This is a genomic window from Tenacibaculum singaporense, assembly GCF_003867015.1.
GTDB lineage: Bacteria > Bacteroidota > Bacteroidia > Flavobacteriales > Flavobacteriaceae > Polaribacter > Polaribacter singaporensis.
Genome location: NZ_CP032548.1, coordinates 971,500 through 985,240 on the forward strand (window position 1 = coordinate 971,500; position 13,741 = coordinate 985,240).

Sequence of the window (13,741 nt, forward strand, 5' to 3'; positions counted from 1 at the left end):
AAACTATAAAGATAATTAGGTAAATCTAATATCTTTAAAAACTTATTTAAAATAATTAAAATAGCAAGTATAACAAATGTAAAATATATTTTCATTTTATCTAAAAATGTCATTAGCATATTCTTAATTTTGTTGTTTTAATAAAACTAAAGAGGTAAAAACAAAAGTTCATGATTTAATATCAACAACTCCTATTGTATATATGTTTTAGTTTAGTAAAAAGCTAACATTTTTGTAAGTCAGATTGTTTAATTATTTATTACTTTTTATGAAGTTGTTGAATAAGTAATAAATTAAAGCTAACTCCAACAACCCATAAATAATAGTATACACCCAATCATTATTTTCTAAGCTAAAGCTTTTAATGCTCTTATATAAAAAGAAAGAACATATAATTAACATTAAGATACCTAATAATAACATGATTTTTTTCATTATGATATTTTATTGTAGCTAAATACTCCAACCGTTTAAATTATTTAGAGTATTTAGCTAGATTATTATTATTTTAAAAGTCTCCTCTTCCACAAGACATTGACATATTAGCAGAAGCTAATCCAAAACCTACTGCAGCACCTATACCACCAGTAAAAAGACCAATAGTAAATGAAACTGCCATAGTAGTTAAAGCTCTTTTACACGCTTGTGACATTTCTCCTCCTTGAAGATTTTCCATTTGATTTAATTCTAATGTTTTCATAATAACATAATTTTTAATATAAATGCTATTATAAGTAGTATAATTTTAACCATTTGAATAGCATTTAATAATTTAACTTTTCCATGATTTCTTTTTAGTCACTCATAGCTTTATGACCATTCTTGCACAAAAATATTTTTAGCACCCTTACGGTATTAACTTTTAGGTTTGTTAAGAAATAATGTAGAATTTTCGGTAATCAGCAATTTCGGTAATCAGCAATTTCGGTAATCAGCAATTTCGGTAATCAGCAATTTCGGTAATCAGCAATTCTTTTTTTATTTCTTTAGCAAGGCTAATTTAAAAACATATTTTTATAAAACAAACATTTTTTAAATTTTGTATTGTTTTTTAACATTTAAGTTAGTGTTTTGTTTGTTTTTTTGGGGTTTTATTCTTGAGTAATATGTGGTGTGGGGTATAGAAAAATAAGAAACCCGATAGCAATACTGCTATCGGGTTTGAGTTTTTATGAGGTGTGTTTAGCTTTTATTTATTTTCGTACTCTTTAATTTTTTGTTCAACTTCTTCTAAAGTACCTTCAAAAGTTTTTTCTTCAGTTGTTTCTTCACCGTTTTTAACAATTGTAGTAGAAATAATTGCTTTAGCAGTACCATCATCATTCTTTTCAATAGTTACTTTAATGATATTTTCTAACTTGTTCTCTGTAGTAAATTCAGCATCAGTAGAAAGTTTTATTTCGTGTTTTTCACCATTTTTGTCAATCCAAACTTTAATATTTTCTGTCTCTTCATGTGTTTCAGAAGAAGTATGTCCGCCTAATATTGGGGCAATAACTAAACCAACTAAACACGTAAGTTTAATTAAAATATTCATTGATGGTCCAGAGGTATCTTTAAAAGGATCACCAACAGTATCACCTGTTACAGCAGCTTTATGCGCATCAGAACCTTTGTAAGTCATTTCTCCGTTGATTTCAACACCAGCTTCAAACGATTTTTTAGCATTGTCCCAAGCACCACCAGCGTTGTTTTGGAAAATAGCCCACATAACACCTGACACACAAACACCTGCCATATAACCACCTAAAGGTTCAGCACCAAAAATTAACCCGATAATTACTGGGGTAATAATAGTAATTAATCCAGGTAAAATCATTTCTTTTAAAGCAGCTTTGGTTGAAATATCTACACATTTTGCATATTCAGGAGTACCAGTTCCTTCCATAATTCCTGGAATTTCTCTAAACTGACGACGAACTTCATGGACCATTTCCATAGCTGCTTTTCCTACCGATTGCATGGCTAATGCTGAGAATATAACAGGAATCATTCCACCGACAAATAACATTGCTAATACATCTGCTTTAAAAATGTTAATTCCGTCAATTCCTGTGAAGGTTACATAAGCAGCAAATAAAGCTAAGGCTGTTAAAGCTGCGGAAGCGATGGCGAATCCTTTACCAACTGCAGCAGTAGTATTTCCTACAGAATCTAATATGTCGGTACGTTCACGGACGTGATCTTCTAATTCACTCATTTCAGCAACTCCACCCGCATTATCTGCAATAGGACCAAATGCATCAATAGCTAATTGCATTGCCGTTGTTGCCATCATTGCTGAAGCTGCTAAAGCAACTCCGTAAAATCCAGCGAAATAATATGAGCCATAAATAGCTGCTGCAAATAATAAAACAGATAAAAAAGTAGATTTCATACCTACCGCTAAACCAGCAATAATATTGGTTCCAGCACCTGTAGCACTATTTTGTACGATAGCTAACACTGGTTTTTTACCTAAACTGGTATAATAAGCTGTAACCATTGAGATTAATGCTCCTACAGCTAAACCAATACAGGCAGCCCAAAACACATTGATAGCTGCTACTTCTTTAAAGCCTTCTCCGAAGAACTTCATTTGCATTGTTTGAGGAAGCATCCATTTAATCAAGAAGAAACTAGCTATTAATGTTAAAATAATAGCGACCCAGTTTCCAGTATCTAGTGCTTTTTGTACTTGTGCTTCTTTTGCACTATTATCCTTAATTCCTACCAAGAAAGTTCCAATAATGGAAGCAATAATACCAACTCCTGCAATTACTAAAGGAAGTAAAATAGGTCCCATTCCGTTAAAGGGATCAGAAAAAGGTGAGGTTATAGACATATCTCTAATAACATAGTTTCCTAGTACCATGGCTGCTAGTACGGTTGCTACGTACGAACCAAACAAATCGGCCCCCATACCTGCAACATCACCAACATTATCACCAACGTTATCTGCAATGGTTGCTGGGTTACGAGGATCGTCTTCAGGAATTCCTGCTTCTACTTTTCCAACTAAATCGGCACCTACATCGGCAGCTTTGGTATAAATACCTCCACCAACACGAGCAAATAAAGCAATAGATTCAGCTCCTAAAGAAAATCCAGCCAAGGCTTCTAATACAACAGTCATTTCATTGTAAAAGTTACCTCCATCTGTAATAAATTGACCAACAAATATTAGAAAAAATAAACTTAGACCTAAAACAGCTAAACCAGCGACACCAAGTCCCATTACGGTTCCACCACCAAAAGATATTTTTAAAGCTTGGGGCAGGCTAGTTTTTGCAGCTTCTGCGGTTCGTGCATTAGCATCGGTAGCGATTCGCATTCCTATGTTTCCTGCGAGTGCAGAAAATATTGCTCCGATAATAAATGCAGGAACAATCATAATACTTGTTGTTTCTACTACTTGAGAGATTCCGAATAAGGCTAATGAAGCGATAACAACAAAGATTAGTAATAATCGATATTCAGCAGCTAAAAAAGCAAGAGCTCCTTCTTTAATACTTTTTGAAATAGATTTCATTTTATCATTTCCTGCATCTTGTTTTTTAACCCAGACCATTTTTATATACATAAAAATGAGTCCTAAAAGTGCCAAAATAATAGGCACATATATCATGTTTTGTTTCATGTTATTGTTATTTGATTAGTTATAAGTGTTCGTAAATATAACAAAATCAATAACTAAACAAAAAACCTCTCAGTTGCAACTGAGAGGTTTTTTGTTTTATAAAAGGAGTTTTTTTATAAATTAGATAGTAAAATCTCCATTTGTTTTATGTTCGCTATTTTCATAACGCTCTAAACATTTATCTAATATTTCGTAGGCTTCATCAGCATTACCCCAGTCTCCAATATCAACTTTTTTCTTTTCTAAGTCTTTGTATACTTGGAAGAAGTGAGTGATTTCTTTTTGACGGTGTGGGTTTAAGTCAGATAAGTCATTGTATTTGTTCCAGATTGGGTCTGATACAGGTACACAAACGATTTTTTCATCTGGTCCTTTTTCATCAGCCATGTGGAAAACACCAATTGGCTTTACTTCCATAACACACATTGGAAATGTTGGTTCAGCACCCAATACTAATACGTCTAATGGGTCACCATCTAACGCTAAAGTTTGAGGAATAAATCCATAGTCTCCAGGATACATCATTGATGAGAATAACATTCTGTCAAAGCGAATTTTTCCTAAATCAAAATCGTATTCGTACTTGTTTCTACTTCCTTTTGGTATTTCAATTAAAACATCAACTGTTTTTCTTTCTTTTGCGGTCATATATTCTTAACTTTTCTTCGTTTCTAAAATCGGTTTGCAAAAGTAGTAATTTATTAGATTTTTTAAAGAAAAAATAAAGGTAATTTATGGTTAAATGTGTGATTATAAGCCAGGTTTAATACCTATACGGATTGCGAACTTAGGTGTTGGGGCAACAACCGAGCCTGTTGGAGGTGTATAATTGCTTCTCCAGATAGCATCAATCCTTAAAAAACGTAGGTTACCATATCCAATATTTTCTAATCCAACACTGTATTCATAATACAGTTTATTAGGTGCGTTATAGTTAATATTATAAGCTCCACTACTATTGGTTAAACCATCGTTTATAGCTCTATTTTCTTGAGAGATATTACCATAGGCAGCTCTGAAAGAAACCAAACTTCTTAATTTTAACTTTTTTAATAGTGGAATCCTATTTAGAATATAACCATTAAAGTGGTGTTCAAAGTGCCCAGCTAAATATTCATCAGTAACAAAATCGTAGTAATTTAGTAAGGCAAAAGTATCTTTTACTAATGAAAATGTTTGATTGGCAGGGATTGGACTTAATAAAGCAACAGGGACAGTACCAAATGTTTTTCCTGCTTCAATACTAGCGTCTAAAGTTCCAAATTTACTTAGTAAAATAGGTTGGCTATATTTAAATTGGATTTTATCGTAACTGTGAGTTCCATTAAAAGGTCCTTTATAGCCTTTTCGGTAGTTTAATACAAAAGTAGGGAATACATTTCGGCCAAAGCGTCTTTCTACACCTAACCCGTATACAAACCTTCCTGGGGTGAACGAAACATAAATATCGGAAGCTACATCTGTAACTTGTGATTGCATATTTCCGTTCTCATCAATATAATTCATAGAGAAATTTCTCTCAGAAGCAGAAGCTATTTTTGAATGGGAAAAATTAAATCCTATATGTAAGTTTTGTTGAATCTGATAATCAAAATTTGTGGCTATTTTTTCAATATCAGATAAAAAGAAATTATCTCCTCTTGAAAATAAAGCGGCAGTACCGAAGCTTCTTCCTAAAAGTTGTGTTGTGTTTAATAGGGTACTACCTAATTGTTCAATATCTTTTTGATATGCAACTCCAACAGCAATTCTAGGTTTGTAAGATAGTAGGTAGCGCGCTTCAGCACCATACTTTACTCGTTTGTCTTTAAATCCGTAGGCAACATGACCGCCTAAACGAAAACGATCGTCTTTGGTTATGAAAGTTCGGAACCCCATCTTAGTTCTAAACCCTTCAACTTGGTTGTTTGCGAAAGCAGTCCATAATGGTCCTATTTGTACACCTAGATTTGTGTTTATGTATCCGCTAGCTACAGTGTTAATTAGTCCTGTTAGATTTTTTATTTGTTTTTTCTCTTTAACACTTTCAATTAACTTATATGTGTTTTTGCTTTCGTTAGTTTGAACAGCTTCCCAATACGATTCTTCCTTTTCGTATTGGTCAGGTCTAATCTTTTCAATAGCTTGTTCGTAAAAGTTTTTTGGAAAGGCTTTGTTAAGAACGTAGTTTTTAAAAGTAATATTCTTTTTAATTGTTAAACCTTTATTACTTTCATTTTTGTCAATAAAAGTAAAGTCACCTTCATAAGCATTTTTAGTAGGGATGTAAATACTGTCGTTTCTAACTTCAAATTCTTTTTCAAAAGTAAGCCCTCTTACAAAGTTTAGGTTGATGCTTTTGTGGACTTTCATTTTTAGTTTTTTGATTGAGAAGTTTTTGTCAGCTACCCAAAAATTTCCTTGAAAAGCTAAATCACCATCTCTTCTAGGAAAGAAATAAATATTGTAAAGTTTTTTATTGTTGTTTACAATACTATCGTAAAGAACATAGTCATATGTAGAAAAACCATCAGTAGATAAAGGACTGATAAAAGGCTTTTGAAGTAAATTGATGTTGTTTTTAAATACATCAACATTTTGAAAAGTATTAGCCATTCTATCAAAAATAAAACCTTGAGCACTTAAACCTTCAGATTTTTCTGCTTCTATATCTTCTCTAATATTGTCGTTTTTATTGTCTCCATATACATTAGCAACTTGTTCATTTAAGTAAATAGGAATGTAATAGTTTATTCCGTCGCTATCATAATTTATTTCTTGAAGGGCCTGTTTATATTCTTTTTTAAATATTTTTTTCAAGAATAATGTGTCTAAGTTGTTTAACCCTATTTCTATGGATGTGTTTTTTTTGTATTGATAATGGTCAACTAAATCGAGCCCATTTTTTCGTTTGCGTTTCCAAATTTCTTTCAGAATTCTATAAGCAGGGTTTTCTTTTTTCTTTAACCTTTTTTTAGGTTTAGTCACAATAACGACTTCTTCTAACTCATTACTTTCCTCTTTTAAAACAACGCTTAAAAATTTAGTTTTTTGACTAACTTTAATGGTTTGGGTTTGGAACCCTACAAAAGATATTTCAAGTGTACCTCTGTACTTATTTGTTTTTAAATAAAATTTACCATTATCATCAGTAGTGGTTCCGTGTGTGGTATTTTTTAGGATGACATTAACAAAAGGCATTGGAGTGTCAAACTCGTCAACTACTTTACCCTGTATTGTTAATTGTGCGCTTAAAATATTGGTAGTTAGTAGTAATAGTAAGCTAAGAAGATGTTTCATTATTTTTTTACTACAAAATCCTTTTGACGTGAGTCAAAAGGATTTTTAATTTATTTTTCAATTTCTTTTTTCTTCAATTATTTGCGGTACATTACCTCTTTTACAGCAGATACAACATCACTTGCATTTGGCAGCCATTCTTCCAGTAGTACTGGAGAATACGGTGCAGGAGCATCAGCAGTGGTAATTCTTTTTATAGGAGCATCTAAGTAATCAAATGCCTCATCTTGTACTCTAAAAGTAATTTCTGATGAAACACTTCCAAACGGCCATGCTTCTTCTAATATTACTAATCTGTTAGTTTTCTTTACAGATTCTAAAATCGTTTTATGATCCATTGGGCGAACCGTACGTAAATCAATAATTTCAACTGAAATCCCTTCTTTAGCTAATTCGTCTGCAGCTTTGTATGCCTCTTTAATGATCTTACCAAAAGATACTACAGTTACATCTGAACCTTCTCTTTTAATATCGGCAACTCCAATAGGAATGATATATTCCCCTTCAGGAATTTCCATTTTGTCACCATACATTTGCTCGGATTCCATAAAAATTACAGGATCGTCATCACGAATAGCAGCTTTTAATAAACCTTTTGCGTCGTATGGATTAGAAGGAACAATTACTTTTAATCCAGGACAGTTAGCATACCAGCTTTCAAAAGCTTGTGAGTGTGTTGCAGCTAATTGACCTGCAGAAGCAGTAGGGCCACGGAAAACAATAGGGCAGTTAAACTGTCCACCACTCATTTGACGGATTTTCGCAGCATTGTTAATGATTTGGTCAATTCCTACTAAAGAGAAATTGAAAGTCATATACTCAACAATAGGACGGTTACCGTTCATTGCTGATCCTACAGCAATACCACCAAAGCCTAATTCAGCAATAGGAGCATCAATAACGCGTTTGGCACCAAACTCGTCTAACATTCCTTTACTGGCTTTATATGCACCATTATACTCGGCAACTTCTTCTCCAATCAAGTAAATGCTTTCATCTCTACGCATTTCCTCGCTCATTGCTTCGCAAACGGCTTCTCTAAATTGTACTGTTTTCATACGTTTTATAAGTAGTTGTTTATCAAGAGTGCAAAAATAATAAAAATAGGGGTAATATTGTAGCTTTAAAACCAACAAATGATTATGTGATAATAATACCTTAATTTTGAGGCTGATTAATGTTGAGGAAAAAATTTATTATGCACGCATAGTAAATTAAAAAAAATCCTTAACTTCGTCGCACAAAATTAAGTTTCTTTAAAACAACGATATATGAAAATATTAGTTTGTATCAGTCATGTACCTGATACTACTTCAAAAATCAACTTTACTGATAACGATACAAAGTTTGATACTAACGGGGTTCAATATGTTATAAATCCATACGATGAGTTTAGTTTAACTCGTGCTATGTGGTTTAAAGAAAAACAAGGGGCAAGTGTAACAGTAGTGAATGTTGGAGGAGCTTCTACTGAACCTACTTTACGTAAAGCTTTGGCCATTGGTGCAGATGATGCAATTCGTGTAAATGCAGAGCCAACGGATGGATTTATGGTTGCTAAAGAATTAGCTGAAGTTGTTAAAAATGGAGGATATGATTTAGTGTTAGCAGGAAAAGAATCTGCTGACTATAACGGACAAATGGTTCCTGGAATGTTAGCTTCTTTGTTAGATTTTAACTTTGTTAATGGATGTGTTGGTGTAGAGGTAGACGGAACAAATGTTACTTTGAATAGAGAGATTGATGGAGGTGAAGAAAAAGTGTCTTCTACTTTACCAATGGTGATAGCAGGTCAAAAAGGAATCGTGGAAGAAAAAGATTTACGTATTCCTAATATGAGAGGTATTATGATGGCACGTAAAAAACCATTAAACGTGGTAGAGCCAACAGGAGCAACAGGAGCAACAGCAACTCAAAACTTTGAAAAACCAGCACCAAAAGGAGCGGTTAAGTTAGTTGATAATGTTGATGATTTAATTGATTTATTACATAACGAAGCAAAAGTAATTTAATCAGTTGAACTGTTTTAATAGAGTTTAAAAGAAAGAATAAAAATACTTGTTAGTGCTTAATGATTAAAAACTGACCACTAACGACTAAAAAATAAATAAATATGTCTGTATTAGTTTTTGCCGATTCATCGGAAGGAAAATTCAAAAAAACAGCTTTTGAAGTTGTTTCATACGGAAAAAAAGTAGCAGAACAATTAGGAAGCGACTTAGTAGTATTAACTATTAATGGAGGTGATGCTTCTGAATTATATACTTACGGAGCAGAGAAAGTAGTAGAGGTAAAGAATGACTTATCTTCATTCAATGCTAAAGCATATGCTTCAATTATTAAACAAGTAGCAGAAGCAAAAGGCGCTAACACGGTAATTATCGATTCTAGTGTTGATGGGTTAACTTTAGCTCCATTAGTTGCTGTAGGTTTAGAAGCTGGATATGCTTCAAATGCGGTAGCATTACCAAGTAGCACTAGTCCTTTTGTTGTCAAGAGAAAAGCATTCTCAAATAAAGGATTCAATAATACTGAAATCTCAACTGAGAAAAAAGTAATAGGAGTTGCTAAAAATTCTTACGGAGCACATGAAAATTCAGTAAGTGGTTCTGCTGAGAATTTTGATGCTACATTACCTGAATTAGGAGTTAAATCTGAAAATATTAATAGAGCAACTGGTAAAGTTACTATTGCTGATGCTGATATTGTTGTTTCTGCAGGTAGAGGTTTAAAAGGACCTGAAAACTGGGGAATGGTTGAAGAGTTAGCCGATGTTTTAGGTGCTGCAACTGCATGTTCTAAGCCTGTATCTGATTTAGGATGGCGTCCTCATAGTGAACACGTTGGTCAAACTGGTAAGCCAGTGGCTTCAAACTTATACATAGCTATCGGTATTTCTGGTGCAATTCAACATTTAGCAGGAATTAATGCATCTAAAGTAAAAGTAGTTATCAACACAGACCCAGAAGCTCCTTTTTTCAAAGCTGCTGATTATGGTATTGTTGGTGATGCTTTTGAAGTTGTACCTCAGTTAGTAGAAAAATTAAAAGCTTTTAAACAAGCATAAAATAGTGGTAATTTTTTCTTTTTCTAGAAATTAGAGTTCAACTCATAATTTTTAGTAAATTGTGCCCACTTTAGAAGGCTGTCTAAAATTTTAAGCAAAAGGCCTAAATTTAGACAGTTTTTTTGTATTTTATGATGATTGATTGTACATGAGTTTAATTAAACTAACTATAAAAGGGATTTCGTATAGCCAAACACAAAGTGGGGCATATGCTTTAGTGCTGAGTGAAATGGAAGGAACTAGAACACTTCCTATAATCATAGGAGCGTTTGAGGCACAATCAATAGCTATAGCCTTAGAAAAAGAAATCCGTCCGCCAAGACCACTTACTCACGATTTATTTAAAACGTTTTCTGATCGATTCTCTATTACTGTTAAGCAAGTAATTATACACAAACTAGTTGATGGTGTATTTTATTCAAGCTTAATTTGTGAACGAGAAGGGGTAGAAGAGGTTATTGATACAAGAACATCAGATGCGATAGCATTGGCAGTTCGATTTGAAGCACCAATTTTTACGTATGAAAACATTTTAGATAAAGCAGGTATTTATCTAAAAATGGATGAAGAGTTAACAATTGAAGAAGACCTAGATTCGGACGAAGATGAAATTGAATTTTCAATAGAAGAGGAAGAAGGAGAAGGCAGTTACTCACACTTATCACTTAAAGAATTACACGAACAACTTAACGATGCTGTAACCAATGAAAACTACGAATTGGCAGCTAAGATTCGTGATGAAATCAGCAAACGTTCTTAATTTAAAATATTAAAAATGAAGAAACTATTTACTTTCATAATGCTTTGCGTTACGATGATAACTTTTAGCCAAAGCATTGAAAAAAAGTGGAATTTCTCATCAATTACAACAACAGAAGGAGATTCAATTGTTTCTATAGATCCTACAGATATTTTTACCTTATCAGAAGGAAACTTTACATACTCTTTAGTAGAAAAAGATAGTTTACAAGCTTCAGGAAACTATATTCATCAGAATAACTTATTAATTTTTAACTACAAACAACCCAACGACACAGTTCGTTATTATAACGTGGTTGAATTGACAGATGAAGTATTAACACTTTCAGAAAAAAATATACTTTATAATTTTACGGCAGAGCCAAAAGTAGTTTTAGCTCAAGAAACTGAAAAAGAGGTAGAAGGCACAAGTGAAATAATTCCAAGCCAAGGTTTTTCGATGCAAAGTTTGTGGAGAGGGGCTTTAGGGATGATAACATTACTAATTATTGCTTTTTTATTTAGTGCAAACCGAAGAGGTATTGATTGGAAAACAGTAGGATTAGGATTGGCTTTTCAGTTGTTAATAGCAATTGGGGTCTTAAAAGTTCCTTTTGTACAAAAAACATTTGAGCTAGTAGGAGGCTTGTTTGTAAGTGTGTTAGACTTTACAAGAGCAGGAAGTGAGTTTTTATTTAGCGGTTTAGTTGCTGATATGGATTCTTTTGGATTCATCTTTGCTTTCCAAGTACTACCTACCATTATATTTTTCTCGGCATTAACATCAGTGTTGTTTTATCTAGGGTTAATTCAAAAAGTAGTAAAAGGGTTAGCTTGGTTATTATCTAAGTTTTTAAAAATATCAGGAGCTGAAAGTTTATCAGTAGCAGGAAATATTTTCTTAGGTCAAACAGAAGCACCTTTATTAATTAAGGCATACTTAGAAAAAATGAACCGTTCTGAAATCTTGTTAGTAATGATAGGAGGAATGGCAACCGTAGCAGGAGCTGTTTTAGCTGCTTATATTGGATTTTTAGGAGGAGATGACGAAGCATTACGCTTATTATATGCAAAACACTTATTAGCAGCATCTGTAATGGCAGCACCGGGAGCTATTATTATTTCTAAGATATTATACCCACAAACAGAAGAAGTAAATACAGATGTACAAGTTTCATCAGAAAAAATTGGCTCAAATATTTTAGATGCTATAGCTAATGGAACAACAGAAGGTTTACAATTGGCAATGAATGTTGCAGCCATGTTATTAGTGTTTATTGCGTTTATAGCCATGATAAACGGTATTTTAGGAAGTATAGGAGGTTTTGATGGGATTGAATACTTTGATTGGAAGTTTACCTCTTTGAATAAATTAATTGAAGGAACTACACCTTATGAAGCATTGTCATTAGAATTTATTTTAGGATATGCTTTTGCGCCTTTAATGTGGTTAATTGGAGTTGCTAAAGAAGATATGGCATTAATGGGACAGCTATTAGGTATTAAATTGGCTGCAAGTGAGTTTGTAGGATATATCCAGTTGGCTGATTTAAAAAATGCAGCAAGCGCTACTCATTTAACCTATAATAAGTCGGTAATTATGGCTACTTATATGTTGTGTGGTTTTGCCAATTTTGCTTCTATTGGAATTCAAATAGGGGGAATTGGTTCATTAGCTCCAGGTCAACGTAAAAACTTATCTGAGTTTGGAATGAAAGCTTTAATTGGAGGTACAATTGCTTCGTTAATGTCAGCAACCATAGCAGGAATGATTATAGGATAAAAAACTTAATTCTTTTGTAATCTATTGTTTTTTAGAGTGATAGTTTTGTTTGTTTACTTTTTTTGATATATTTATACCAATATTAACCCCCAAAATTAAATCTATCATGAAAAAACTGAAAAGTTTAAAAGGAATTAAAACGTTATCAAGAAGCGAACAAAACCAAATTAACGGAGGAGGCTATACCTACTGCAAAGGACCTCGTTTATGTTGTACTAGGTTTGCAAATGGTCAAGAGTTTTGTGACTATGGTTACTGCCAAAGTAATGGAACTTGCGTTTGGGCATAGTTATAGTTGATAACTTATTAATATAATTTTAAAAGCATTTACATTTTTTGTAGATGCTTTTTTATTTTTACGTTGTTAAACAGTTCAAGAATTTTAACGATTAAAAGTAGAAGGATGAAGCAGTATCACGATTTAGTAAAACACGTTTTAGAAAACGGAAACGAGAAAGGAGATAGAACAGGAACAGGAACAAAAAGTGTTTTTGGGTATCAAATGCGATTTGATTTAAGTAAAGGGTTTCCTATGGTAACAACTAAGAAGTTACACCTAAAATCGATTATTTATGAATTATTATGGTTTATAAAAGGTGATACAAATATTAAGTATTTGCAAGAAAATGGTGTACGTATATGGAATGAATGGGCTGATGAAAATGGTGATTTAGGCCCAGTGTATGGACATCAGTGGCGTAACTGGAATAGTGATGAAATAGATCAGTTAAAAGAAGTAATTGAAACCTTAAAAAGTAATCCAAACAGCCGTAGAATGTTAGTGTCTGCATGGAATCCTTCTGTGTTACCAGATACTTCAAAGTCATTTGCTGAAAATGTAGCAAATGGGAAAGCAGCACTTCCTCCATGTCATGCATTTTTTCAATTTTATGTAGCAGATGGGAAACTTTCATGTCAATTGTACCAACGTAGTGCAGATATATTTTTAGGAGTTCCTTTTAATATTGCATCGTATGCTTTATTTACAATGATGGTAGCACAAGTTTGTGGTTACGAAGCAGGAGAATTTATTCACACATTTGGTGATGCTCATATATATAATAATCATATGGAGCAATTAGAGTTGCAACTATCACGTGAACCAAAACCTCTTCCTAAAATGAAAATTAATCCAGCTATAAAAAATATTGAAGATTTTACTTTTGAAGATTTTGAATTGGTTGGTTATGATCCGCATCCTCACATAAAAGGAGTTGTGGCAGTCTAATTTAACTTTATTTTATATATATTGTTT

Annotated in this window: 11 protein-coding genes; 6 read left to right on the forward strand and 5 right to left on the reverse strand. The window is 32.9% G+C overall.

The genetic code is table 11. The annotated features are described in order from the left end of the window. Positions 1–508: 508 nt before the first annotated feature. The 5 genes from D6T69_RS04485 to D6T69_RS04505 form a co-directional block, all read right to left on the reverse strand. Positions 509–700 (reverse strand): hypothetical protein, encoded by a 192-nt coding sequence (locus D6T69_RS04485; RefSeq protein WP_125066644.1) that lies wholly within the window; start codon positions 698–700, stop codon positions 509–511. 489 nt (positions 701–1,189) lie between these two features. Then, complete coding sequence (locus D6T69_RS04490; protein WP_125066645.1) at positions 1,190–3,619, reverse strand: sodium-translocating pyrophosphatase; 2,430 nt, start codon at positions 3,617–3,619, stop codon at positions 1,190–1,192. A gap of 120 nt (positions 3,620–3,739) precedes the next feature. Further along, positions 3,740–4,267, reverse strand: a complete 528-nt coding sequence (locus D6T69_RS04495) for an inorganic diphosphatase (protein ID WP_125066646.1) — start codon at positions 4,265–4,267, stop codon at positions 3,740–3,742. Between the two features lie 102 nt (positions 4,268–4,369). Continuing rightward, complete coding sequence (locus D6T69_RS04500) at positions 4,370–6,898, reverse strand: DUF5686 family protein (RefSeq protein WP_125066647.1); 2,529 nt, start codon at positions 6,896–6,898, stop codon at positions 4,370–4,372. Between the two features lie 77 nt (positions 6,899–6,975). Next, positions 6,976–7,956 (reverse strand): pyruvate dehydrogenase complex E1 component subunit beta, encoded by a 981-nt coding sequence (locus tag D6T69_RS04505; protein WP_125066648.1) that lies wholly within the window; start codon positions 7,954–7,956, stop codon positions 6,976–6,978. A gap of 213 nt (positions 7,957–8,169) precedes the next feature. Here D6T69_RS04505 and D6T69_RS04510 point away from each other — a divergent pair, with 213 nt between their 5' ends. The 6 genes from D6T69_RS04510 (at position 8,170) to D6T69_RS04535 (ending at position 13,714) form a co-directional block, all read left to right on the forward strand. After that, complete coding sequence (locus D6T69_RS04510) at positions 8,170–8,910, forward strand: electron transfer flavoprotein subunit beta/FixA family protein (RefSeq protein WP_125066649.1); 741 nt, start codon at positions 8,170–8,172, stop codon at positions 8,908–8,910. Between the two features lie 101 nt (positions 8,911–9,011). Next, positions 9,012–9,965, forward strand: coding sequence for an electron transfer flavoprotein subunit alpha/FixB family protein (locus tag D6T69_RS04515; protein WP_125066650.1), 954 nt, complete (start codon positions 9,012–9,014; stop codon positions 9,963–9,965). Between the two features lie 148 nt (positions 9,966–10,113). Further along, positions 10,114–10,725: a bifunctional nuclease family protein gene (locus tag D6T69_RS04520; protein ID WP_125066651.1), complete on the forward strand. Its 612-nt coding sequence runs from the start codon at positions 10,114–10,116 to the stop codon at positions 10,723–10,725. Positions 10,726–10,740: 15 nt separating this feature from the next. Next, on the forward strand, positions 10,741–12,486 hold the full coding sequence (locus D6T69_RS04525; protein ID WP_125066652.1) for a NupC/NupG family nucleoside CNT transporter: 1,746 nt from the start codon (positions 10,741–10,743) through the stop codon (positions 12,484–12,486). A gap of 106 nt (positions 12,487–12,592) precedes the next feature. Next, entirely contained in the window at positions 12,593–12,775 is a 183-nt protein-coding gene (locus D6T69_RS04530; RefSeq protein ID WP_099215628.1) for a hypothetical protein, read from the forward strand. Positions 12,776–12,889: 114 nt separating this feature from the next. Further along, positions 12,890–13,714 carry a thymidylate synthase gene (locus D6T69_RS04535; protein ID WP_125066653.1) on the forward strand — a complete coding sequence of 275 codons (825 nt, stop codon included), beginning with the start codon at positions 12,890–12,892 and terminating at the stop codon, positions 13,712–13,714. Positions 13,715–13,741 lie beyond the last annotated feature (27 nt).